Raw genomic sequence first — 23575 nt, forward strand, 5'->3', positions numbered from 1 at the left:
CCTTGCGGTGTGCCGGACTGAGCAAACAATCTAGGGAGAGTGGCACCGATCAACGCTGCCACCGGCAACGCGAAAACACTCATCACTCGAAACGCCGCTGTATAGGCCCCCGTTGCCGCCGCCCCAAGCACTTGCAACAGAAGAACCTTATCCACTTCAAGGTAGCTGTTGCTCACCAGGGTTCCAACCGCATAGCGCGAGCCATCACCAACGACCTCTCCCAACCGGGGGCGATTTCCCCATTGCGGAGCTCCGCCAACAATGGTCGCCAACCCATATGCAAGCAGCGCACCCGCCAGTGATCCCGCGAAGTGGAGCCACGACACGTGACCGGGCGTTCCACTCATGCCCAAGAGTAGCCCTGCCAAGACCAAGAGCAGCCGAAAAAGTGGCACAAGGCACATCGACAAAGCCGCAGGCACACCGCGATCTAGCGCAATACACAAACCGGTGGCTGCTTGCGCCAGGGGTAATGCAATCAACTCAGCTCCGCCCAGTAGCAGCATTGGCCACACCCCAATACCGCCCTTCAAGAACAGATACGTTCCCAGCATAAGCAAGACAATCAGAACCAGGCCGGTTGCCAGAAGCTGCAACACGGCGGTGGCCCAGATACGGGGGGACTGGCTCGGGTCGACCGCAACTCGCCGGGTTAGAACGAAGGTCACGCCCCAACCCGAGAGCGGGGAGATGAGAATCGCCGCTGACACCGAACCAGCAAACAGCCCATAGCCCTTGGCACCCATCCAATGGGAGAGGACCAGCAAATAGCCCGCCTGGATAACAGCGCGCACACCCAGCCCGATCGTGGAAAGAATTGCATTGCGCCCCAAGCGGCCGACGCCCATGCGCGCCATGACAGTGCTCAACTTGTGCACTATGTGCATCACTGACTAGCCACCAGAGACATCGGTTGCTGCTGGCCTTTTGTCAAAATGACGGCTCCCCAGGGCGCGGCGCCTCATCCAAACGGTTTGCCATCCTTCTTTTATGAAGCTCCATAGCCCGAAATGCTCACGAATGTCCCTCAGCGCAAATAGCGCTGTGCCTCGATCCCGTGCACTCATCGCCCACAAGAGCAATCCAACAGCTACTTCCCAGCGATAGCTGCTTGGATAATCTTCGCGATCTCGAAAGAAGTCGCGCGCATCGGTGTCAAATTCCAAGCTGGACCGCAGAAAAGCCAGCCTGGCCTGCTTGCCCGAGCGCAACACTGAACCCGGACTTTCGCGATAGACAGCCATCGTCTCTGGAACATAAGCAACCTTCCAGCGCGATGAAACGAATGCAGCAAGCACTACGTCCGAGAACTTGTACTCGCGTCGCGCCAAGCCTGATGAGGCACACGCGTCGACCGTGCTGCGGCGAAGCAATACGGTGCACGTCCTGAGTATCTTTGGATAGTGGAACGTACTAAAAAGCCGTCCTTCCAATAGCGCCGCGGGGACGCGTCGATGTACCGAATTCGCCCAATTGACTACCCAACCCTGCTCACCGCATGTGGAGCGCACCCAGTCAGTGTGCACAATGCCGACATCCGGCCCACGTTCAATCAACTCGACTTGGCGCGCGAGCTTGTCAGGCGAACACCAGTAATCATCGCCCTCGCAGAACGCAACAAATTCGCCGCGAGCAGCATCGAAGGTACGCTTGCCGTTGGCGTTCATGCCTACATTGTGCGCCGAGTAGAGCACCCGGACGATGTGCGGAAAACGACGCTGGTATTCAAACGCAACCGCGCGGGTCTCGTCCTTCGATGCATCTTCGCCAATGACCAGCTCAAAGGGAAAATCGCATTGCTGGCTCACCACACCTTCGATGGCCTGGGCCAAATAGTCGGCATGGTTATAGGTAATCATCACCACGCTGACCAGCGGCTTCGGATGGAGCTTTTCTGCATCGCTGGCTTCCTGCGTGGAATCTGGCGTGGTCACTGGCATGGCATGGTGTCATCAAGGAGTGGTCTGGAGGCTACGCAATTGCGTCCGCCCATCAGCATGAAAGTCCGCATAACCCATATGAGTGCAGTCTCCATGTGTGCTGCATGGTCCCGGCGCGTGATTCAGGCGCGTCCATCGTCGACATGTTGCTCCAGTGCCATCAGGACGTTCCGCGTGAACACCGGCCAAGCCTTGCTTCGAGCAAACGCCAGGCAAGCTTCCTTCATGCTTTCCCGCAACTCGGGTTGCCCGGTGTAACGCAGCACCTGGGCACCAAACTCGGGGTAGTCGCCCTGCATAACCAACGACCCGGTTTCCGCGGGCCTGATGGCGTCAGACACGCCGCCCACGTCGAAAGCTACGCTGGGAAGACCGTGGGCCGCCGCTTCCAGCGCCACCATGCCAAATCCTTCGACGTCGCCAGGCAGATTGAGCACCGGGAATACGTGCACGTCAGACGCCTGATATGCGGCCTGAAGTACGTCCTCGTCGCAACGGCCCAAAAACCGGATGCTACCCGCTACGCCTGCCGCTCTCGCCACGCACAGGATTTTTTCCTTCTCGCCGCCACCGCCGCCATGCAATGCATCGCGCGCCTCGTCCCCGATGACGAGCAACAGGGCATCCGGTCGAACCTTGAGTATCCCGGGAAGCGCGCTGGTCACGAATTCCGCAAGACCCTTGCGCTGCGTCAACCGTCCCACCGATAACATCAGGGGGGCATCGCCAAGCCCATGGGCGATACGAAACTGTGCGGCATCGCGGGGGTTGAGCGCAGGAATGCCCGTGCCCGGGTTGATTACCGTCATTCGTGCGGAAGGAACGCCCTTGTCGAGCGCCAGCGCCATGGTGGCGCGACTGTTGACGATCACCACATCGCAGCGACGAATGAACGGAAGCCACAGCCAACGATAGATCACGCTTGGCGCAACGACATCCAGGCCGTGGAGGTAGACCGCGGCCCTGGCTCCGCTGCACCGTGATGACAACCATACGATGGGCGCCATCAGTCCGCTGCCGGCGATGATCCATTGAGGCCGCCGCCGTATCGCCATGCGGCCCGCGTGCCACAACGATTTGACCAGGAATGTCGCAAGAGGCGAAACCTTTATCTCTCGAATGTCATCCGCAGCGACCGCATAGTGCGCAGCTCCTTCCGGCCCGCACATGGATACGCGCCATACTCGCTTGAGGCTGTCCAAGAGGTAGGTATTGAGTCTTTCCATGCCCCCGAGAAGCGGAGGGAAGTTCCTCGTTACGAGCATCGCCCACGGACGATGGTCATCTGTGTCAGCCATCTTTGCGATACGTCAGCGCGGTGATCTGCTCGGATACCAGGCCAATGAGAAAGACAATGACCGCAGCACTCCACATCAGGGTGCTCATGTTGGTGAGCCGGCCCTCGCGGATGAAGGTCCATGCGTAATTGAGGCAGCCCAGAAAGAAGAAGACAAAGCTTGCCGGCGCAAACAGCTTCAACGGCGAATAAAGCGTTGCAATCTTGAAGATGATCAGCAGGAAGCGGATGCCATCCTTCAACGGCTTGATATGGCTCTTGCCAACGCGCTGGCCCGCCTTGATCGGCACGTATGCCACCGGATACGCGCTGCGGAAAAACGCCATGGTGCTCGTTGTCGGGTAGGAGAACCCGTTCGGGAGCAGATGGATGAACTCGCGGAACTTGGCCGCCCGAACGGCGCGGAAACCCGAGGTCAGATCCGCCACGTGGTGACCGGTCATGCGCGTGGCCAGCCAGTTGTAGATCGTGTTGGCAACACCGCGCCCAACGCCCGCCTGACTGCCCCAGTCACGAGCGCCGACCACCATGTCGTAGCCTTCATTGAGTTTGTCGAGCAGGCGCTCGACATCAGCGGGATCATGCTGACCGTCGCCGTCCATGAAGACCAAAAGACCGCCTGATGCAGCCCTGGCACCACGCTTGATCGCCGCGCCATTGCCCATCGAGTAAGGCGACGACAAGCAGATGACGCCGCTCTGCTCGCAAATGATGCGCGTGTCGTCGGTCGACCCATCGTCAACCACGATGATCTCCGCGCCTGGCTGGGCAGCCCTCAGTTGAGGCAAAAGATCCTTAAGTGCGGCGCCCTCATTTTTTGCGGGCAAGATAATGCTGAGACGATTCAAGAGTGCTCCCCCGGCGTGATGCGGCATCATAACCCGTGGCCAGACGAGTGGTTGTGGCGCGTTTGACGTTTGGCGCTGCCTTCAGGCGGCTGCGGGGGCGCCAAGCACGGACCGCACCGCGCTTATGACGCGGTCGATGTCTTCATTGCTCATGGCCGGGGACAGCGGAAGGCTAACGGTCTGGCGTCCCAGACGCATGGCGTTTGGCCACTGTTCGGGGCGCCAGCCGAAACGGTCCTTGTAGTAAGGGTGCTCGGGAATCGCCAGGTAGTGCACGCCCGTTCCGATGCGGGCCGCATTCATCGCTTCCAGGAAGTCATCGCGGCCGAGCCCGCAATGGGCCTCGTCCACCATTACCGTGTATAGGTGATAGCCGTGCCGCGTGTGCTGCTCGGGCGGTGCAGGCAAGCCCATCGGCAGTCCCACCATTGCTTCGTCATAACGCTGCCATAGCTCGCGGCGGCGAGCCCAGTTCGCTTCCACCCGAGCCAGCTGATGGATCCCAATGGCTGCCTGCAGATCCATCATGTTGTATTTGAAGCCACATTCGACCACTTGGTAGTGCTTATAGCCCTTGTCGCCGAAGCGGTGCCAGGCATCCTTGCTCATGCCGTGGAGGGCCAGGATGCGTGCCCTGGCTACGTGGTCTTCGTCCCGCCCCAGGATCATGCCGCCCTCACCCGTGACCACGTTCTTGGTGACGTAGAAGCTGAAGCAGCCGAAATCGCCAAAGGTTCCGGCTGGACGGCCGTGATATTCGGTTTCGATGGCGTGGGAACAATCCTCGATCACCACGAGGTTGTGCTTCTGCGCAATGGCCATGATCCGGTCCATGTCGCAGGGACGACCGGCGAAATGGACCGGCAGGATGGCCCGCGTACGCGGGGTGATGACCGCCTCAATGGCGTCCGGGTCAATGTTTTGCGTCACCGGATCCACGTCCGCCAGCACCGGCGACAGGCCTGCATGCAGGATGGCGTTGACCGTGGCGCAGAACGTGAGCGGTGTGGTGATGACCTCGCTGCCCGGCGGCAGGTTAGCGGCGACCATGCTGACGTGCAGGGCCGCCGTACAGGAATTGACGGCGGCGACCTGCGAGGAGGCGACCCCGCGCCAAACGGCAAATTCACGCTCGAATTGGGCGACGCGGGGACCGGTGCCCAGCCAGCCTGACCGCAAACAGGCTTCGACCTCGGCGATCTCGGCCTCCTCGATACGGGGCGCACCGAAGACAAGGAAAGGGGGTTGGCTGGCGCTTTCGGTCACGGTCTGCAGTTTTAGGTTGAATCGGGTCGATTATCGGGGCAAGCCATCATGCGGGTCCATGCGATGCCCCAGAAAGGCACGCTGCTTGCTTCGCCCTTTCCTTGCCGTCGCCGACAGGGGTTCTGTGCGCCTGATCACCCCTGGCGCAGCCTTAGGGCGTCACTGCGTGACCAACCCCGTCAACTGGGGTAAATTCCCATCCAATCAGGGGGCTGAGCCAGTATCGTTATGTCTACGCTAATGCAACCGTCGCTCGCGGGCCTCACGGGTATGGCCCGCCGGCTGGTTTCCGAGGATGTGCTGCCCGAGGCGGATGTCCGCAAGGCGGTCGCCGACTCCCTTCAGCACAAGGCCAGCCTCAGTGCCTGGCTGCTCGACCATAACTTGGTCGACAGCGCCCGGCTGACCCGCATCGCTTCCGACGAGTTCGGCATGCCGATGATGGACGTGGGTGCGCTGGTACCGGCCAACATGCCGGTGAACCTGATCAGCGAAGCCCTGATCAACAAGCATCGCGCCCTGCCGCTGTTCAAGCGCGGCAAGCGCCTGTTCGTGGGCATCGCCGATCCCATGCAGTCGCATGCGCTGGACGAGATCAAGTTCCACTCCAACTGTATGGTGGAACCGATCCTGGTCGAACGTGGCCAGTTGCAGCGCGTGATCGAGACCGTGCTCAATGTCATGAGCAACTCGGTGCCCGACATGGGCGGCGGGGATCTCGACGAGTTGGCGCTGGAAGGCGGCGACGACGAAGCCGAGTCCACGGGCATTGACGCCACCGCGAACGATGACGCCCCCGTGGTCAAGTTCGTCAACAAGATCTTGGTGGACGCCATCAAGCGCGGCGCTTCGGACATCCATTTCGAACCGTTCGAGACCCAGTATCGCGTGCGACTGCGCATGGACGGCATGTTGCGTGCCGTGGCCAGCCCGCCCATGAAGCTAGCCTCCCGCATCTCCTCGCGTCTGAAGGTGATGTCAGGCCTGGACATCGCCGAACGACGGGTGCCGCAGGACGGCCGCATCAAGCTCAACCTGTCCAAGAGCCGCGCGGTCGACTTCCGCGTCAGCACGCTGCCGACCCTGTTCGGCGAAAAGATCGTGCTGCGTATTCTCGACGGCTCGGCCGCAAGACTCGGCATTGATGCGCTGGGCTACGAGGACGCCCAGAAGCAGCTGTACCTCGATGCCATCCACAAGCCCTACGGCATGGTGCTGGTCACCGGCCCGACGGGCTCGGGCAAGACGGTGTCGCTGTACACCGCGCTCAATATCCTCAATACCGCCGAGCGCAACATCTCGACGGTCGAAGACCCGGTCGAAATCCGTGTCGAGGGCATCAACCAGGTCCAGCAGAACGTCAAGCGCGGCATGACCTTCGCCGCCGCTCTCCGCTCGTTCCTGCGCCAGGATCCGGACGTGATCATGGTCGGCGAAATCCGCGACCTGGAAACGGCCGAGATCGCCATCAAGGCGGCGCAGACGGGCCACATGGTGCTGTCGACCCTGCATACCAACGACGGCCCCCAGACCATCTCGCGACTGATGAACATGGGCATTGCGCCCTACAACATCACGTCTTCGGTGACCCTGGTGATCGCCCAGCGCCTGGCGCGTCGCCTGCATGACTGCAAGAAGCCCATGGATCTTCCACCGCAGACCCTGCTCGCCGCGGGTTTCACACAGGAGGACATCGACGCTGGCTTGACCGTCTACGAAGCCGTGGGCTGCGACAGCTGCAACGAGGGCTACAAGGGACGCGTCGGCATTTACCAGGTGATGCCGATGCTGGAGGAAATCCAGAAGATCATCCTGCAGGGCGGCAATGCGTTGCATATCGCCGAAGCTTCCCGCAAGGCCGGCGTCAACGACTTGCGGGCGTCGGCACTGCTCAAGGTCAAGAAAGGCGTCACCAGCCTTGCCGAGATCGACCGCGTCACCAAGGACTAAGAAGTCCGACCAGGCTCTTGCCTGGCGGGACAGGGGATTCGTCACACCGAAGATGCGCTCGGTGCCTCGAATTGTCCCAGGGGAATCACTTAAGCTGCACCAGATCAGGCAGTCGCCCTCCTGAGGCGACCGGACCGTACCAGCAGGGGGAAACGCAATGGCCACGGCCACCGCCACAGCGAAGAACACCGCCAAACTCGCCGCGCAGCGTGCTGAAATCAGCAAGCTGACCATGTACGACTGGGTTGCGCTGGACAAGCGCGGCAAGCGCATGAAAGGCGAGATGTCGGCGAAGAATGCCTCGCTGGTCAAGGCGGAGTTGCGCCGCCAGGGCATGAATCCGCAGACGGTGCGCGAGCGCTCCAAGCCCCTGTTCGGCGCCACCGGCAGCACGGTGAAGCCTCGCGATGTGGCGATCTTCAGCCGCCAGATCGCCACCATGATGGCCTCCGGCGTGCCCATGGTGCAGGCGTTCGAGATCATCGCCGATGGCCAGAAGAACATCCGCTTCAAGAACATGCTGGTGGATGTCAAACAGAGCATCGAGGGCGGCGCGGCGCTGCATGAAGCGCTGGCCAAATACCCCGTCCAGTTCGATGAGCTCTATTGCAACCTTGTCCATGCCGGTGAATCCGCCGGTGTGCTGGACACCGTGCTCGATACGGTAGCCACGTACAAGGAGCGCATGGAAGGCATCAAGAGCAAGATCAAGAAGGCGTTGTTCTATCCCATCATGGTGCTCTGCGTGGCGCTGCTGGTCAGCATGATCCTGCTGCTGTTCGTGGTGCCGGTGTTCTCCCAGACGTTCAAGGATGCCGGCGCCGAACTGCCGGCGCCGACCCAGTTCGTCATCAGTGCCTCGGAGTTCATGAAGTCTTACTGGTGGGTGGTGATCGGCAGCATCGTCGGCGGCGTGGTCGCGTTGGTGGCGGCCAAGAAGCGTTCACTGAAATTTGCGCACTTCCTCGATCGCGTGATGCTTCGCCTGCCCGTCATGGGCAACATCCTTCGCCAATCCGCGCTTGCGCGTTTTGCCCGCACGCTTGGCGTGACCTTCCGGGCAGGCGTTCCCCTTGTCGAGGCCATGGACGCCGTCGCCGGTGCGACTGGCAGCATCGTGTACGGCAACGCGGTGCGGCAGATGCGGGACGACGTCTCGGTGGGTCACCAGTTGCAACTGTCGATGCGCCAGACCGGCCTGTTTCCCAACATGATGGTGCAGATGACGGCCATCGGCGAAGAATCCGGTGCCCTGGACAGCATGCTGTTCAAGGTGGCCGAGTTTTACGAGGAAGAGGTCAACAACGCAGTGGATACGCTGTCCACGCTGCTCGAACCGCTGATCATGGTGATCCTCGGCGTGTTGGTGGGCGGCATGGTGATCTCGCTGTACCTGCCGATCTTCAAGCTCGCCGGCACGGTGTAAGCTCGACAGTCACGGGCCCCTCTCCCTTCGGGAGGGGGGCTTTTTTTATAGCTTTCGGAACCGGGCATGATCGAACTTCCCCTTTGGGCATGGACTCTCGCCGCAGGCGTGCTCGGCCTGCTGGTCGGCAGCTTCCTCAATGTGGTGATCCTGCGGCTGCCGGAACGGATGAAGGCCCAATGGCGGCTGGAGGCCTTCGATGCCCTGGACATGGAGCCCGATGGCCAGCCCTTGCCGCCGGGCATCGTCCGCGAGCCTTCGCACTGTCCTCGCTGCCATCACGCGCTCGCGGCGCGCGACAATATTCCCGTGTTCGGCTGGCTGCTGCTTGGCGGGCGCTGCCGGTATTGCAAGACCTCCATTTCCATCCAGTACCCGCTGGTCGAACTGCTGACGGGCATCCTCAGCGCGATCATCGTCTGGAAGTTCGGCCCTAGCTGGGCATCGGCAGCGGGTCTGGTGTTTACCTGGATGCTGGTGGCGCTGTCCGGCATCGATTTTCGCACCCAATACTTGCCCGACCAGCTGAACTATCCCCTCCTGTGGCTTGGTCTCCTGCTTTCGCTGCTGCCCATGTTCGTGCTGCCGCCATCGGCGATCCTGGGAGCGGCCATCGGATACCTCAGCCTGTGGAGCGTGTACTGGCTGTTCAAGCTGCTGACCGGCAAGGAGGGCATGGGCTATGGCGATTTCAAGCTACTCGCGGCCATGGGCGCCTGGATGGGTCCCGGAGCATTACTGCCGGTGGTGCTGCTCTCTTCGCTGATCGGCGCGCTCACCGGCGGCACGCTGATTCTGCTGCGTAAGCACGATAAGGACATCCCCATGCCGTTTGGCCCATTCATCGCCGCTGCGGGATGGGCCTGGTTCGTGGCCGGTGACTGGCTATGGCTGCACTATGCCCAGTTGACCGGCATGCGATGAATACCTCGCGTCAGGGCTTTGTAGTCGCATTGACGGGTGGCATCGCCTCCGGCAAGAGCGCTGTCTCGAAGCGATTCGAAGCACTGGGCATCCATGTCTACGACGCGGACATCGCGGCACGCGCCGTGGTCGCGCCCGGTTCTGACGGACTGAATGCCGTGGTGGCCCACTTTGGCCATGAAGTCCTCGATAGCCAGGGACAGCTCGATCGCGCAGCCATGCGCCAACGGATCTTTGGCAACGATGTCGAGCGCAGGGCGCTGGAAGCCATCACTCATCCGCGTGTGCGCGCATGGCTGCACGACAGCGCCCTAGCCGATCGTGGACCGTATTGCCTGCTGGCCATCCCGCTGCTGGCCGAGAACATCGATCACTACCGCTGGGTTGATCGCGTGCTGGTCGTCGACGCTCCCGAAGCTATCCAGCTCGATCGCCTGATCCGCCGCGATCGCATCGATGAAACCCTGGCCCGCAGCATGATCGAAAGACAAGCACGCCGCACGGAACGGCTGGCGCTTGCCGATGACGTCATCGAGAACCACGGCGATGAGGCCGAGCTCGATCGCGCCGTTTCCGTGCTGCACGAGCAATACCTGGCGCTGGCGGCAACCCGTCGCTAGGCGCGTTCACCAGAATCCGCGAATACCGGCCACGCCCTGGCCGCCCGCCCGCCGCACGGCGGCAAGATCCTCCTCACGCATGCCGCCCAAGGCATAGACTGGCAACGAGGCGGTCTCAACCAGATGCTGGAAAGCGGCCCAACCCAATGGCGCCTGGCCAGGATGCGTGGCCGTGGGGGCAACAGGCGACAACGTGGCGAAGTCCGCGATCGCAGCCGCGCGACTCAGCTCCCCGGCGTTGTGGCAGCTGGCGCCAATCCACTGTTCCAACGGAAGCGGACGCTCGTCCTGTTCCATCAGCTGATGTGCCTTGAGCTGGACGCCAACACCCTCGCCCAGTTCCCGCGCTCCTTCCACGTCACCGCTCAGCAAGAGTCGCGCACCCAGTGCGCGCGCCTGAGGCATCAATTGACGTGCCAGCTTGCGAACTTGCTCGACGGGCCACTGCGGAAAGCGCAGCAGGATCAGTCGCTGGCCCGAGGCCAGTGATGTCGCCAGACGCTGCCGCCACTCTTCAAAGGCATCGAGAGTCACCTCGGCAGGCGTCACGGCATAGCGCAGGGGCAACTGCAGCGCCCTGAGGATCGGGCGGTCGGCGGGTGCCAGCAGGGAGAAATCAACGCTTGCAGGAAAGGCCCACTGCAGCGCCTGCCCTTCCAGTGATGCGGGCTCGCCTTGCCATGCGCGAACCGTCCACGCATCCAGCAACAACCTGCGCTCGCCGTAACACCAGGGAACCCGGATCAACGGCTCGCCCGCAGCCGCATCGATGCCCAGTTCTTCGCGCAACTCACGGGCCAGCGCAGCCGCCGGTAATTCATCCGGCTCCAGCTTGCCGCCGGGGAATTCCCATAGTCCTGCAAGGTGCTTGCCCGGAGGACGCTGCGCCAGCAGCACCCTGCCCTGCGCGTCGAGCATGACGCCGGCCATGACATGCATGACCGAGGCGTCTGGAAGTGACGACGTCAATGGATCGCTCAGTCGTTGCGGATGTACTCGACCATGTCGAAGTCGTACTTGTGCTCGGCATCTTTCTTGTGATGCACGCGCGACAGTTCGGTCCATTCGCTGAAATGCACGCCGGGGAAGAACGTATCGGCACCGTCGACAGCCGCATTGACCCACGTGAGATAGAGACGCCTGGCCGACGGCAGGGCCTCCGCATACACCTCGCCGCCGCCGATCACCATCAATCCCGTGCCGCCTGCCCTCGCCTGCCCCTCGGGCAGCGAACGCACCGTAATCTGGCCGGGAAACGGCGCCTCATGCCGACGCGTCAGCACCAGGTTCGTGCGGTCAGGCAACGGACGACCGATCGCCACTGCCGTGTTGTAGCCCATCAACACGTACCTGCCGAGGGTCAGTTGCTTGAACCAGCGCAGGTCGTCCGGCAGATGCCAGGGAAGCTGTCCCTTGCGGCCGATGGCGAAGTTCTCATCCAGCGCGGCAATCAGCGAAATAGCCATGGAATTCCTTGAATCAGCAACAGGAGAGACGGCTCGCGTCGCCGGGCCGCTGGCGCCGCGCCGGCCGATCTTAGCAGGATGCGATGACGCAACCCACGCCCGGAACCCGACATACCCGCTGTGTTACACCGCCACCGGCGCCTTGATGGCGCCATGCGGCTCGTAGCCGACGATGGCGACATCCTCAAAGCGGAAATCGAAGACGGAATGAACGTCCGGGTTGAGCTGCAGCCGCGGCAACGGGCGCGGCTCGCGCGACAACTGCAAACGCGCCTGCTCCACGTGATTGTTGTACAGGTGGGCATCGCCCAGCGTGTGCACGAAATCGCCCACGCCCAGTCCGCATACCTGCGCGATCATGTGGGTGAGCAAGGCATAACTGGCAATGTTGAACGGCACGCCGAGGAAGATATCGCCCGAACGCTGGTAGAGCTGGCAGCTGAGTTTTCCGTCCGCCACGTAGAACTGGAACAACGCGTGACATGGCATCAGCGCCATCTTCGGCAGCTCACCCACGTTCCACGCGCTCACCAACAACCGGCGTGAATCCGGGTTGCGCTTGATCTCCTCGACGACCCAGCGGATCTGGTCGACCACGCCGCCATCGGCCGTCGGCCACGCACGCCATTGCTGGCCGTACACGGGACCCAGCTCGCCATGCTCGTCGGCCCACTCGTCCCAGATGCTGACGCCGTTTTCCTTCAGGTAGGCGATGTTGGTGTCGCCCTGCAGGAACCAGATCAGCTCATGGATGATCGACTTCAGGTGCAGCTTCTTGGTGGTGACCAACGGAAACCCGTCGGCAAGGTTGAACCGCATCTGCCAGCCAAACACGCTGCGCGTGCCGGTACCGGTGCGGTCGGCCTTCTCCACGCCGTGGTCGAGCACGTGTTGCAGCAGATCCAGGTACGCGCGCACGGGTTACTCCTTGGTGGGCAGCGAGACGTTGTACAGGCGCAGGATGGGTGCCTTGCGCGACATGACCAGCAGGATGATGCCCACGGCAATCAGCGGCAGCGACAATACCTGCCCCATGGTCAGCCAACCCCAGGCGAGATAGCCCGGTCGCGGAAAGTCGGGCAATCGCACGAATTCCACGGCAAAGCGGAAGCAGCCATACATCAGCGCGAACAGGCCCGAAATCAGGTAACGCGGTCGCGGCTTCATCGACACCAGCCACAGCACGATGAACATCACCACGCCTTCGAGCATCATTTCATAGAGCGGTGAAGGATGACGCGGCAAGGCACCAAACTGGGCCAGCGTCGCCTGCCACTGTGGGTGCGAATCCGCCCAGGGCACATCGCAGGACAGTTCCTGGCACGTCCTTGCATGAGGGAAGATCATCGCCCAGGACACGTCGCTGGGCTTGCCCCACAGCTCGCCGTTGATGAAGTTGCCCAGGCGACCCAGGCCCAGGCCGATCGGCACCAGCGGCGCCACGAAATCCACCGTGTCGAAGAAGTGCATCTGGTTGCGGCGCGACCACCACAATCCGGCGGCTAGCACACCCAGCAGGCCGCCATGAAAGCTCATGCCGCCATCCCATACCCGGAACAGCGCAAGCGGGTCCTGCCAGATCCAGTGGATGTCCGCGTAGAAAAGCATGTAGCCCACGCGCCCGCCGACGATCACGCCCATCATCGCGTAGAACGCCAGGTCACCTACCGCATCCTTCGTGACAGGCAGGCGCCCCTGGCGGCGGCGGTATTCGGCGAGAAGCCATGCGCCGAGAAACCCGCACAGGTACATCAAGCCGTACCAATGGATTTGGACAGGCCCCAGATGAAAGGCGACAGGGTCAAAGGCAACGGTATAGGGCTGCGTCATGAGGCGGCGACTGAAGGCAAAGCACAAGTCTAGCCGGCCTTGCCGTCCCCGCGGGCAACCACGGCTGCAACACCTTATCGTCCGCCAGCTTGCCGGCTACACTCCGGCGCCATGTGGCGCGCGCCTGGGGAGGCTGCGCGCTAGTCGGCGGGCCGGAAAGCTCCGGACGGCCAGCTTCTCCATCACGGAGCACTCAGGGGGAAAATCATGCTCAACCGTCTGACGCGGGCCGCGATGTCCGCGGCATTGCTGGCGATGCCGTGCGCCTTGCTGGCTGCCGACCTTATTCCTGTCGAAGATTTCGCCAAGCATCCGCTGGTTACCGATCCAAACCTGTCTCCCGACGGCAAGTACCTTGCTGTGCGCATGGACGACAACGAGAACAATACCTACGCGCTGGTGATCTACGCGGTCGACAACATGCAGAAGCCCGTCAGCATGTTGCGCATGCCCAAGTACGAGTTGCCGCTCGGCATCACCTGGGTCAGTCCGACCCGTCTGGTCGTGGCCAAGGGGCGCCAGCGCGGCTCGCTGGACAAGCCGGAGTTCTATGGCGAACTGCTCGCCACCGACGTCGATGGCAAGCATCAGGATTACATCTACGGCTACGAAAACCTGGGATCGCGCGCTGCCAGCCGCGCCACCGACAAGGGTTGGGGTTTCGTGGTGGGCACACCCGAACAGGCGAACGGCCATTTCTACATGAGCGCGGAATCGTGGAGCAGCCGGGGCAAGTACTCGCTGTATGACGTGGATGCGGTTCAGAACACGCGTCACCTCATCGGCGAGATCGGCGTCACCGGCATGGATTTCATGATCGGCGCCGACGGTGTGGCGCATTTCGCTTTCGGCATGAACGACGACTACGAGCGCAAGGTATTCCACAAGGAGGGCAGTGGCTGGACGGCCATGTCCCCGGCACAGGTTGGCTATACGTTCTCGCCCATCACCTACACGCCGGACAAGCAGCATATCTATGCGCGCTTCAACGCCGGGCTTGGACCGTCGGTCCTCGTGGAGCAGGACGAGATGGGCGGCGACCGCAAGGTGCTCGCCAAGGAAGATTTCGGCAGCGTGGGCAACATCCAGTGGACGTCACGGCCGTACCAACCTTTCGCCACCTCGCCGGCTACGGGCGTTCCGAAGGTCACCTACATCGACCCCAACTTGCCGGCGTCCAAGCTGCACATGGCACTCAGCCTCAAGTTCCCTGGCAGCTACGTTCGCTTCATCAACTTCAGCGAAGACGGTGGCGTGCTGCTGTTCTCCGTGGCGAGCGACCGCGATCCGGGCACGTACTACGTGATCGATACGCACAACTACAAAGTGCACAAACTGTTCGACTACCGCCCATGGATCCAGCCGGCGCGCATGGCTGAGCGCCGCCCGCTGCATTTCAAGACCAGCGATGGCATGGAGCTCGAAGCCATCCTCACGCTACCGCCCGGGGCCGGCGAACGCGACCTGCCGATGGTGCTGCTACCCCATGGCGGCCCGCACGGAATCACCGATGACTGGTTCTTCGACGATGACGCGCAGTTTCTCGCCAATCGTGGCTATCTGGTGTTGCAGGTGAACTATCGCGGTTCGGGCGGTCGTGGCCGCGAGTTCCAACAGGCTGGCTATCTGCAATGGGGCACGCGCATCCAGCAAGACCTGATCGACGGCGTCCACTGGGCCATCGATCAGCAATACGCAGATCCGCAGCGTATCTGCGTCTACGGCGCCAGCTTTGGTGGCTATTCCGCGATGATGAGCACCATCCGCGCGCCGGGACTTTTCAAGTGCGCCGTGGGCTACGCGGGTATTTACGACCTGGCCATGATGTACAAGAAGGGCGATACGCAGGAAGAGAAAACCGGTCGCAGCTACCTGAAGACGGTGATCGGCAAAGACGACGCCGACCTCGCCGCCAACTCCCCCGACAAGCTCGCCGACAAGATCACCGTGCCGGTGCTGCTGGTTCACGGCGAGGACGACGAACGCGCACCGTTCGCGCAGGCCAAGGCTATGCGCGCCGCGCTCGATGCAGCCCATCGCCCATATCAGTGGCTGACCAAGCCGGGCGAAGCACACGGCTTCTACGACGAAAAGAACGTTGCCGAGTTCTACCAGACGCTCGAAAGCTTTCTCGACAAATTCATCGGGCCGCACGCTGCGGCAGCAGCGCCTACGGCGCCTTAAGCCAAGTCGCAGAGAAGGGTGCGACAGCGCCCTTCTCTGCGATCACTCCAAATGCCATGGTCCTTTACCAGCTGAACGTGGCAGGTAGGTTGCACGCACCCGTCACTTTGTTTTAACTTCGGACTTACGTCGCCAGTCCCCCAAGCCCGGCGATGCCGCGGTGCCCAGCCTTCCCCAAGAGCTGCGCGCCATCCCGTACCCACATGTCCAGCCCGTAGAGCGCTGGCTGATGGCTATTTTTTGTTCGGAGTTCCACAACAATGAAGCAAAAGACACTGCTGGCTACTGCCATCGCCGCAGCGCTCGTGCTGCAGACGTGGTCGGTGGCCGCACAGGACGCTGCCCCCGCTGCGCAGGCTGACCAGACCAAGGCCAAGAGCCTCGAGACCGTCACCGTTACCGGTTCGCGCATTCGCAGCGTGGACGTGGAGACCTCGCAGCCGATCTTCACCATGGACCGAGCCGCGATCCAGGCTACCGGCCTGACCAATGTCAACGACATCCTGGCTCGTATGCCCTCGATGGGCACACCGGACATCACCCCGCAGGACACCCTGTCCTCGGGCGCCGACGTCGGCGGCCGCTACGTCAACGTCCGCAACCTGGGTTCGCAGCGCACGCTGGTCCTGGTCAACGGCAAGCGTTGGAGCACCAGCCTCAGCGGCCTGACCGACGTGTCGACCATTCCGGTCTCCATGATCGACCGCATTGACATCCTCAAGGATGGCGCGTCCTCGATCTACGGCTCCGACGCCATCGGCGGCGTGGTCAATATCATCACCAAGGACAAGTTCGACGGCGCTGAAGCCAACGTCTACTACGGCCAGAACGGCAAGGGCGACGGCCAGACCCAGAACTACGATTTCACCTGGGGCCACAGCACCGAGAAGAACTCCATCATCATCGGCGCTGCCTGGCAGCAGACCGACCCGATGTGGGACAACAAGCGCGACGAAACGCGCTACGCCAACGGTGCGCGTCATCCGGAAGACGGTTGGAGCTCGACCGCCCCCTACGGCCGCATCGTCGATCCGAGCGCCCCGGGCACTGCAGGCGCAGGTTCGTACAACTCCGCTGGCAAGTGGGTGCCGAACCAGTACGCATACAACCACGGCTCGCAGACGACGACCGCCGGTGCGCCTGCTGGCTACCACCTGTACAACGGTTCCGACAACGCGGACCGCTACAACTCGACGCAGGACATGACGTTCCGCGCGGGCACCAAGCTGAAGACCCTGTTCGTGCAGGACCAGTACAAGCTGACCGACAACATCACCCTGCACGGCATGGCTGCTGCCAGCGTGCGTGACTCGTCGACCCAGCTCGCGGGCTATCCGTTCTCCACCGGCAACACCGTCGGCGACCTGTTCCCGACCGGCGTGCAGATCAGCGGCCAGAACGCCTACAACCCGTTCCCGGGCCAGGACGTATCGTTCTTCCGTCGCACGGCGGAAATGCCGCGCGTCACCGATACGCACTCCAAGGTCTACAACTTCAATTTTGGCGCGCAGGGCTACTTCCAGTTCCTGGACCACGAGTGGAGCTGGGATGCTGACTACAGCTACTCCCAGAACAAGATCCACCTCGCCACCACCGGCAACCTGGACCTGCGCCACGCCCAGGCCGCGCTTGGCCCGACCACGATGATCGACGGCCAGGTGGCCTGCGCCAACGCCGCCGATCGCGCCGATGGTTGCCAGCCGTGGAACATCCTGGCCGGCCCGGGTGCGACCTCGCAGGCCCTGTGGAACTACCTGAACTACAACGAGTCCGCTCGCCAGGTCAGCTCGACCGACGACTACACCGCCAACGTGTCCGGCGGCCTGTTCGAAATGCCGGGCAATGCTGGCACCGTGAACCTGGCCGTGGGCATCGAACATCGTGGCGTGAAGGGCGCGTTCCGTCCGGACTCCTACGTGGCCCAGGGCTACACCACCGATCTAGCCGCCAACGCCACCTCCGGTGCGTACTTCACCAACGAAGCCTACGCCGAGCTCGACGTGCCGGTCCTGCGTGACCTGCCGGGCGCCCAGGAACTGGGCTTCAACGTGGCCAGCCGTTACTCGCACTACAGCAACTTCGGCAGCACCACCAACAACAAGTACAGCTTCCGCTGGCGTCCGATCGAAGACGTGCTGGTCCGCGGCACGTTTGCCAAGGGCTTCCGCGCGCCGACCATCGACGATCTGTACGGTGGCCCGGGCCAGAGCTTCGAGACCTTCCTCGATCCGTGCGACACCCAGTTCGGTGCCGCTGCCAGCAATTCCGGCGTGCGCGCCGCCTGCTCGGCCGCCGGCGTCCCGGCGAACTACCGCCAGGTCGACGGCTCGGGTACCCCGATCAAGAACAACACCGGTACGCAGACGCCGGTGCCGTTCATCTCGGGCTCCAACCCGAACCTGCAGCCGGAAACCTCGACCACCCGTACGCTGGGCCTGGTCTACAGCCCGCACCAGGTCGAAGGTCTGGACTTCACGCTTGACTACTACAACATCTACGTGAAGAACCTGATCACGGCGGTCGACGCCAGCCAGATCCTGAACCTGTGCTACGTGCAGAACGATCCGTCCTACTGCGGTCGTTTCACGCGCGCCACGCAGGCCGATCCGTCCACCGGCCTGGCGGTTGGTTCGGTCAACAACCTCAACGAGAGCCTGGCCAACCTGGGCACGCTGAAGACCGAAGGCTACGACGTCGGTATCCACTACCGTCTGCCGGAAACCTCGTTCGGCCGCTTCCGCATCGCTTCGGACAGCACCTACCTGACCAAGTACGAGACGGTCAGCGGTCCGGGCGCGACCCCGCAGGACATGGTCGGCTTCTTCGCCAACGGCCAGGACGCGATCTACCGTCTGCGTTCGAACCTGCAGGTGGATTGGGACTACAAGGAGTTCGGCGCCAGCTGGACGGTCCGTTACTACTCGGGCCTGAAGGACCAGTGCTACGACAACACCCCGGGTGCGTACGTCGAGTGCAGCTCGCCGAACTACACCAACCCGTGGTGGGGCACCTACGGCATGAGCCAGAAGGGTTCCGTGGCGTTCAACGACGCCCAGTTCCGCTACACGGCTCCGTGGAAGGGCGTGTTCACCGTTGGCGTGAACAACATCTTCAACAAGAAGGGCCCGTACTACTACAGCGTGCCGACCTCGGGTACCGGCAGCCCGCCGTACAACCCGGCGTTCGACATCGACCGTTACTTCTACGTGTCGTACAACCAGAAGTTCTAAGCTCGAAAGAGCCGAAGTTCTTCGGATGGGGCGGGCCTTAGGGCCCGCCTTTTTTTGTGGCGGAAATGATGTGCGACTGGGACGACATGGCTCTGCGGTCGCGCACTGGGTGCGCTCCTATTGCCGGTTGTCGATGCTCTTGTAGGAGCGCACCCGGTGCGCGATCAGCGTTTCCCGGATCGGGCTGCTACAGCAGCACCGGTCGATCCGGCAGTTCGTCCGGATTCGCTTTGTCGTTGCCGGGAAAATGTCGCTGGAGCAAAGCGTGCGCTTCGGCAATGCCGTCGAGACACCCTTCGCGCCATGCGCCCTGAGCAAAGCTCGCGAGCATGTGGTCGCGCACCGCGTCCCATTCAACCTGCGTAACGGCGGCGGCGATGCCGCGATCCGCGATGATCACCACGCGATGCTCGGCCATCAGCACGTAGAACAGCACGCCGCTGTTGTGCTCGGTATCCCACACGCGCAGCTGGGCGAATACCTGGTGCGCGCGTGCTTCCGGGGTGAGCCCGTTGATCACGGCCGACGGTGCAAGGCGCGACTCGACGGCAAAGCAGACTTCGCCGCGATGCTCCCGCTCTCCGTGGGCGATGGCCGCGGTCATCTCGTCGAGCAGGGTGATGGGAAACCGGCGACGCAACTGGAACCAGCCGTCGAAGAGATTCATCAGCAGCCGCTGCGTACGCGTCATGTCACCAGCTCCCCGACGAACCACCACCGCCGAAACTGCCGCCGCCCCCACTGAAGCCGCCGCCCCCGAATCCACCGCCGCTTCCGCCACCAAATCCGCCGCCCCAGCCTCCCCCGCCGAAGCCTCCCCCGCCGAAGCCACCCCAGCCACCGCCGCCGATCGAGCGACCCGCACCGGCAGGCAACAGCATCAGCACACCGCCTATCAGCGCACCCAGGATGCCGGCGCCGATCGATGCCGCGAGCAGCCACAACAGGCCACCAGTGACGACGGCGCCCAGCGGCGTGCGCAACCAGATGGCCGAACGTCCCAGGATGCCGCGCAGGAAGAACGCCACGAAGACGCCGATCAGCAGGATGTGACCGAAATCGATCCCGCGTCGCTCGGAATGCGCGCTTTCCACCGGCGGTGGCAACGCTTCTCCGTTCACCAGCTGGGTCAAGGCGCCAAGGGCGTCGCTGATGCCACCGTAGTAGTCGTTGACACGGAATTTTGGCGCGATGTATTCGCGGGTGATGCGTACCGTCGCAGCGTCGGGCACCGCGCCTTCAAGGCCGTAGCCCACTTCTATGCGCACGCGGCGGTCGTTCTTCGCCACCAACAGCAGCAAGCCGTCATCGGTGCCCTTGCGGCCGATCTTGTTCGCCTCGGCGACCGCCAGCGAATACTCGGCGATGTCCTGCGGTTCGGTCGTACCCACCATCAGCACCACCAGCTGCGCGCCCTTGGTTTTCTCCAGGGAGACGAGCTGCGCATCGAGTTGGTCGACCTGCTGCGGCGTGAGCGTGCCGGTGAGGTCGGTCACGTGCCGGCTGAGTTTCGGCACGTCGTCGGCAGCGCGCAGCCATGCGGGCGACAGCAGTGCCATCGCCAGCACGACCAGCAGCAGGCGCGTGAAGCGCCGCGTCATCTCAGTGCGCCGATGCGGCGGGCGCGGGCGTGCCGCCGAAATCGACGGTCGGCGCCGTGGAAATCGCCTTCTCGTTCTCGACCGAGAAGTTGGGCTTGACCTGGTAACCGAAGATCTTGGCGGTGAGATTGTTCGGGAAAGTGCGGATCATCGAGTTGTATTCCTGCACTTCCTTCACGTAGCGATTGCGCGCCACGGTGATGCGGTTCTCGGTGCCTTCCAGCTGTGCCTGCAGGTTCTGGAACAGGCCGTCGGCCTTCAGCTGGGGATAGTTCTCGCTGACCACCATCAGGCGGGACAGCGCGCTGGACAGCTCGCCCTGCGCGGCCTGGAACTGCTTGAGCTTTTCCGGATCGTTCAAGTCAGCGGTAGTCAGCTGCGTGCTTCCGACCTTGGCGCGAGCGTTGGTGACTTCGGTAAGCACCCGCTCCTCGTGCTGGGCATAGCCTTTCACCGTATTGACCAGGTTGGGCACCAGATCGGCGCGCCGCTGGTACTGGTTGAGCACCTCGGACCAGGAAGCCTTGACCGACTCGTCCTGGCGCTGGATGGCGTTGTAGCCACAGCCAGAGAGCCCGGCGACGACCAACAGCAATGCAAGGGCGCGAAGAAGTTTCATGGGGAGTGCTCCAATCCGGTGGAGACACCATTGCAGCATTCCGCCGTGAAGGGCGCAATCTCGGAGTCTCCCCTGTAGGAGCGCACCCAGTGCGCGACCGAAGGGTTCCGGCGTCGCCGTTACGCGACGTCCCCTTGGGGGATTGGCTTATCGCGCACAGGGTGCGCTCCTACACAAGCGGCTCTCAGCCCAGACGGGGCCAGAAGATGAGGCCCCAGCTCAGGGCGGTGAGCATCAGCAGCAGGAACACGGCGGCGGAGCCCATGTCCTTGGCCCGTCCGGCCAGTTCGTGGAACTCCGGGCTGACCTTGTCGACCACAGCTTCCACCGCCGAATTGAGCAGTTCCGCGGAAAGCACCAGCACCGGCGGCACGATCAGGGCGATCTTTTCCAGTGCGCCATGGCCCAGCCACAGGCCCAGCGGCACCAGCACCACGGCAATGCAGACCTCCAGCCGGAACGACGCCTCGTGCTGCCAGCCCGCGCGCAGGCCTTTCATGGACCACCTGAAGGCGTTCCAGATCTGTCGGGGGCCTCTGAAACCGCTGGCTGCCATCGTGTTTTCCTCCGAGCTAGCGGCTTATGCCGCGCCCGACGGGCGGGCATAAGCCCGCAATGATGCCATAGGCCGCCACGCCCGTCCGTGCCGCAGTTTCCTGCATGCGGCATCGCAACGAGACCTGAATGACGAATGGGTTACGCTGCTCGGGTTTTGTGACCCAATTCCGGGCCACGCGAGCCGACCGCCTGGCGGTCGTTGTATGAACCGCAGTACGGACAATTGAATGGCAATCCAGAATCCTCCGGTCTCCCAGACCCGCTCGTTCAGCACCGTGTTCCTGATCGAGATGTGGGAGCGCTTTGGCTTCTACGGCATGCAGGTGCTCATGGTCACCTACATGATGAAGAAGCTCGGCTTCGTCGACACCAAGGCCAACCTCGTATGGGGCGCGGCCGCCGCCCTGATCTATGCCACCCCTGCCATTGGCGGCTGGGTCGGCGACAAGCTTATCGGTACCCGCCGCACCATGGTCACCGGCGCAGTCGTGCTGGCACTGGGCTACATGATGCTGTGGATTCCGTCGGACAACCCGACGCTGCTGTACTGCGCGCTCGGCGTGATCATCGTCGGCAACGGCTTCTTCAAGCCGAACGCGGGCAACCTGGTGCGCAAGATCTACGAGGGCGACGACGTTCGCATCGACAGCGCATTCACCATCTACTACATGGCCGTGAACGTCGGCTCGATGGTGTCGATGACGGCCACGCCGTGGATCCGCGACTACGTCGGCGCGCATTACGGCGATGCGATGGGTTGGCATACCGCGTTCGGTGCCTGCGCCGTGGGTCTGGCGCTGGGCCTGGCCAATTACTCGCTGATGCATCGCACGCTGGCACACATCGGCTCGCCGGCCGACGAGCAGCCGCTGCGGATGAACCGCGTGCTTGCCCTGTTCGGCGCATCGCTCGTACTGGTGTTCGTCTCCGCCTTTATCCTGCAAAGCCTGCTTGCCGCGAAGATCTGCGTGTACCTTGCCGGCATCGTGATCCTGGGCATCTTCGTGCACCTGATCCGCAACGCCGAGCAGAGCGAGCGCGCCGGCCTGATCGCCGCACTCGTGCTGACCGTGCAGACGATCTTCTTCTTCATCTTCTACGCACAGATGGCCACGTCGCTGAACCTGTTTGCACAGAAGAACGTGAACCTCTCGTTCGACGTGTTCGGCCAACACCTGTTCAACTGGATTCCCGAGCAGTACCAGAACCTCAACGCGATCTGGATCGTGCTCCTCAGCCCCGTGCTGGTGGCGATCTACAACTCACTGGGCCGCGTGGGCAAGGATCCTTCCGTCGCCGCCAAGTTCGCACTGGGCTTCGCCGCCGTGGCGTTGGGCTTCTTCATGTACGGCTTCGGCGCGCTGAGCGCGGTGGATGGCCAGGTGTCGTCCTGGACCATGGTCTGGGGCTATGGCCTGTATTCGCTGGGCGAACTGCTGGTAAGCGGACTGGGCCTGGCGATGATCGCCCGCTACGTGCCGGCCCGCATGGGCGGCTTCATGATGGGCGCGTACTACGTAGCCGTCGGCATTTCGCAATACCTGGGCAGCGTGGTGGCCAATTTCGCCGCCATGCCGGAGAACATCACCAGCCCGGTCGAATCGCTGAACATCTATGTCAGCCTGTTCAACAAGCTGGGCTTCGTGGGCGTGGGCTGCACGGTGATTGCGGTGGCCATGCTGCCACTGATGAACCGGCTCTCGCGCAGTCATGCCGAAGTGCATACGCCGTTGCCGGCCGTGCACAGCGAAGAGGTTTAACAGTCCTCCCGATGCCCGCCACTGGCGGGCATCGTCCTTTGGGGCCGGTGCGTTTC

Annotated in this window: 20 protein-coding genes; 7 read left to right on the forward strand and 13 right to left on the reverse strand. The window is 62.7% G+C overall.

The window, feature by feature from the left end:
• The 5 genes from VFG49_RS04730 to VFG49_RS04750 form a co-directional block, all read right to left on the reverse strand.
• On the reverse strand, positions 1-857 hold an 857-nt coding region (locus VFG49_RS04730; RefSeq protein ID WP_324858362.1), incomplete at its 3' end, for a lipopolysaccharide biosynthesis protein.
• A 36-nt stretch (positions 858-893) separates the two neighbouring features.
• Complete coding sequence (locus VFG49_RS04735) at positions 894-1940, reverse strand: glycosyltransferase family 2 protein (protein ID WP_324858363.1); 1047 nt, start codon at positions 1938-1940, stop codon at positions 894-896.
• Between the two features lie 122 nt (positions 1941-2062).
• The gene (locus tag VFG49_RS04740; RefSeq protein WP_324858364.1) at positions 2063-3238 is read right to left on the reverse strand and encodes a glycosyltransferase family 4 protein; all 1176 of its coding nucleotides are present in this window, start codon (positions 3236-3238) and stop codon (positions 2063-2065) included.
• On the reverse strand, positions 3231-4085 hold the full coding sequence (locus tag VFG49_RS04745; RefSeq protein WP_324858365.1) for a glycosyltransferase family 2 protein: 855 nt from the start codon (positions 4083-4085) through the stop codon (positions 3231-3233). Before VFG49_RS04745 ends, VFG49_RS04740 begins: the two co-directional genes overlap by 8 nt.
• Before the next feature lie 81 nt (positions 4086-4166).
• Complete coding sequence (locus VFG49_RS04750; RefSeq protein ID WP_324858366.1) at positions 4167-5351, reverse strand: DegT/DnrJ/EryC1/StrS family aminotransferase; 1185 nt, start codon at positions 5349-5351, stop codon at positions 4167-4169.
• Between the two features lie 228 nt (positions 5352-5579).
• Between VFG49_RS04750 and pilB the strand changes: the two genes are divergently transcribed.
• The 4 genes from pilB to coaE all read left to right on the forward strand — a co-directional run bounded on the left by pilB (position 5580) and on the right by coaE (position 10271).
• Complete coding sequence (pilB, locus tag VFG49_RS04755; protein ID WP_324858367.1) at positions 5580-7301, forward strand: type IV-A pilus assembly ATPase PilB; 1722 nt, start codon at positions 5580-5582, stop codon at positions 7299-7301.
• Between the two features lie 157 nt (positions 7302-7458).
• Positions 7459-8727, forward strand: a complete 1269-nt coding sequence (locus VFG49_RS04760) for a type II secretion system F family protein (RefSeq protein WP_324858368.1) — start codon at positions 7459-7461, stop codon at positions 8725-8727.
• A gap of 66 nt (positions 8728-8793) precedes the next feature.
• On the forward strand, positions 8794-9651 hold the full coding sequence (locus VFG49_RS04765; protein WP_324858369.1) for an A24 family peptidase: 858 nt from the start codon (positions 8794-8796) through the stop codon (positions 9649-9651).
• Positions 9648-10271, forward strand: a complete 624-nt coding sequence (coaE, locus tag VFG49_RS04770; protein ID WP_324858370.1) for a dephospho-CoA kinase — start codon at positions 9648-9650, stop codon at positions 10269-10271. The genes VFG49_RS04765 and coaE overlap by 4 nt, the downstream gene beginning before the upstream one ends.
• A gap of 6 nt (positions 10272-10277) precedes the next feature.
• Here coaE and VFG49_RS04775 read toward each other — a convergent pair whose 3' ends face one another.
• From VFG49_RS04775 to lgt, 4 genes are all read right to left on the reverse strand, one after another.
• Complete coding sequence (locus VFG49_RS04775; RefSeq protein ID WP_324858371.1) at positions 10278-11210, reverse strand: Nudix family hydrolase; 933 nt, start codon at positions 11208-11210, stop codon at positions 10278-10280.
• Between the two features lie 38 nt (positions 11211-11248).
• Positions 11249-11737 carry a dihydrofolate reductase gene (locus VFG49_RS04780; RefSeq protein ID WP_324858372.1) on the reverse strand — a complete coding sequence of 163 codons (489 nt, stop codon included), beginning with the start codon at positions 11735-11737 and terminating at the stop codon, positions 11249-11251.
• Positions 11738-11860: 123 nt separating this feature from the next.
• A complete protein-coding gene (locus tag VFG49_RS04785; RefSeq protein ID WP_324858373.1) occupies positions 11861-12655 on the reverse strand; it encodes a thymidylate synthase in 795 nt (264 codons plus the stop codon).
• A gap of 3 nt (positions 12656-12658) precedes the next feature.
• Positions 12659-13567 carry a prolipoprotein diacylglyceryl transferase gene (lgt, locus tag VFG49_RS04790; protein ID WP_324858374.1) on the reverse strand — a complete coding sequence of 303 codons (909 nt, stop codon included), beginning with the start codon at positions 13565-13567 and terminating at the stop codon, positions 12659-12661.
• A 207-nt stretch (positions 13568-13774) separates the two neighbouring features.
• Between lgt and VFG49_RS04795 the strand changes: the two genes are divergently transcribed.
• Together VFG49_RS04795 and VFG49_RS04800 are read left to right on the forward strand one after the other, a co-directional pair.
• Positions 13775-15751: an alpha/beta hydrolase family protein gene (locus VFG49_RS04795; protein WP_324858375.1), complete on the forward strand. Its 1977-nt coding sequence runs from the start codon at positions 13775-13777 to the stop codon at positions 15749-15751.
• A gap of 260 nt (positions 15752-16011) precedes the next feature.
• Positions 16012-18981: a TonB-dependent receptor plug domain-containing protein gene (locus tag VFG49_RS04800; RefSeq protein WP_324858376.1), complete on the forward strand. Its 2970-nt coding sequence runs from the start codon at positions 16012-16014 to the stop codon at positions 18979-18981.
• Between the two features lie 187 nt (positions 18982-19168).
• Here the strand turns inward: VFG49_RS04800 and VFG49_RS04805 are convergent, their stop codons facing one another.
• From VFG49_RS04805 to VFG49_RS04820, 4 genes are all read right to left on the reverse strand, one after another.
• Complete coding sequence (locus tag VFG49_RS04805) at positions 19169-19672, reverse strand: TPM domain-containing protein (protein ID WP_324858377.1); 504 nt, start codon at positions 19670-19672, stop codon at positions 19169-19171.
• Position 19673: 1 nt separating this feature from the next.
• Positions 19674-20582: a TPM domain-containing protein gene (locus VFG49_RS04810; protein WP_324858378.1), complete on the reverse strand. Its 909-nt coding sequence runs from the start codon at positions 20580-20582 to the stop codon at positions 19674-19676.
• A gap of 1 nt (position 20583) precedes the next feature.
• The gene (locus tag VFG49_RS04815; RefSeq protein ID WP_324858379.1) at positions 20584-21201 is read right to left on the reverse strand and encodes a LemA family protein; all 618 of its coding nucleotides are present in this window, start codon (positions 21199-21201) and stop codon (positions 20584-20586) included.
• 184 nt (positions 21202-21385) lie between these two features.
• Entirely contained in the window at positions 21386-21757 is a 372-nt protein-coding gene (locus VFG49_RS04820) for a diacylglycerol kinase (RefSeq protein ID WP_324858380.1), read from the reverse strand.
• A 229-nt stretch (positions 21758-21986) separates the two neighbouring features.
• Here VFG49_RS04820 and VFG49_RS04825 point away from each other — a divergent pair, with 229 nt between their 5' ends.
• A complete protein-coding gene (locus VFG49_RS04825) occupies positions 21987-23519 on the forward strand; it encodes an oligopeptide:H+ symporter (protein WP_324858381.1) in 1533 nt (510 codons plus the stop codon).
• Positions 23520-23575: the final 56 nt, after the last annotated feature.

Source organism: Dyella sp. (genome assembly GCF_035685885.1).
GTDB lineage: Bacteria > Pseudomonadota > Gammaproteobacteria > Xanthomonadales > Rhodanobacteraceae > Dyella.

Coding starts and splice junctions, on each gene's coding strand:
- VFG49_RS04740 (WP_324858364.1), bottom strand. CDS start 3,238: ATGGCTGACACAGATGACCATCGTCCGTGGGCGATGCTCGTAACGAGG.
- coaE (WP_324858370.1), top strand. CDS start 9,648: ATGAATACCTCGCGTCAGGGCTTTGTAGTCGCATTGACGGGTGGCATC.
- VFG49_RS04735 (WP_324858363.1), bottom strand. CDS start 1,940: ATGCCAGTGACCACGCCAGATTCCACGCAGGAAGCCAGCGATGCAGAA.
- pilB (WP_324858367.1), top strand. CDS start 5,580: ATGTCTACGCTAATGCAACCGTCGCTCGCGGGCCTCACGGGTATGGCC.
- VFG49_RS04760 (WP_324858368.1), top strand. CDS start 7,459: ATGGCCACGGCCACCGCCACAGCGAAGAACACCGCCAAACTCGCCGCG.
- VFG49_RS04815 (WP_324858379.1), bottom strand. CDS start 21,201: ATGAAACTTCTTCGCGCCCTTGCATTGCTGTTGGTCGTCGCCGGGCTC.
- VFG49_RS04780 (WP_324858372.1), bottom strand. CDS start 11,737: ATGGCTATTTCGCTGATTGCCGCGCTGGATGAGAACTTCGCCATCGGC.
- VFG49_RS04805 (WP_324858377.1), bottom strand. CDS start 19,672: ATGACGCGTACGCAGCGGCTGCTGATGAATCTCTTCGACGGCTGGTTC.
- VFG49_RS04800 (WP_324858376.1), top strand. CDS start 16,012: ATGAAGCAAAAGACACTGCTGGCTACTGCCATCGCCGCAGCGCTCGTG.
- VFG49_RS04820 (WP_324858380.1), bottom strand. CDS start 21,757: ATGGCAGCCAGCGGTTTCAGAGGCCCCCGACAGATCTGGAACGCCTTC.
- VFG49_RS04825 (WP_324858381.1), top strand. CDS start 21,987: ATGGCAATCCAGAATCCTCCGGTCTCCCAGACCCGCTCGTTCAGCACC.
- VFG49_RS04765 (WP_324858369.1), top strand. CDS start 8,794: ATGATCGAACTTCCCCTTTGGGCATGGACTCTCGCCGCAGGCGTGCTC.
- VFG49_RS04810 (WP_324858378.1), bottom strand. CDS start 20,582: ATGACGCGGCGCTTCACGCGCCTGCTGCTGGTCGTGCTGGCGATGGCA.
- lgt (WP_324858374.1), bottom strand. CDS start 13,567: ATGACGCAGCCCTATACCGTTGCCTTTGACCCTGTCGCCTTTCATCTG.
- VFG49_RS04775 (WP_324858371.1), bottom strand. CDS start 11,210: ATGCATGTCATGGCCGGCGTCATGCTCGACGCGCAGGGCAGGGTGCTG.
- VFG49_RS04795 (WP_324858375.1), top strand. CDS start 13,775: ATGCTCAACCGTCTGACGCGGGCCGCGATGTCCGCGGCATTGCTGGCG.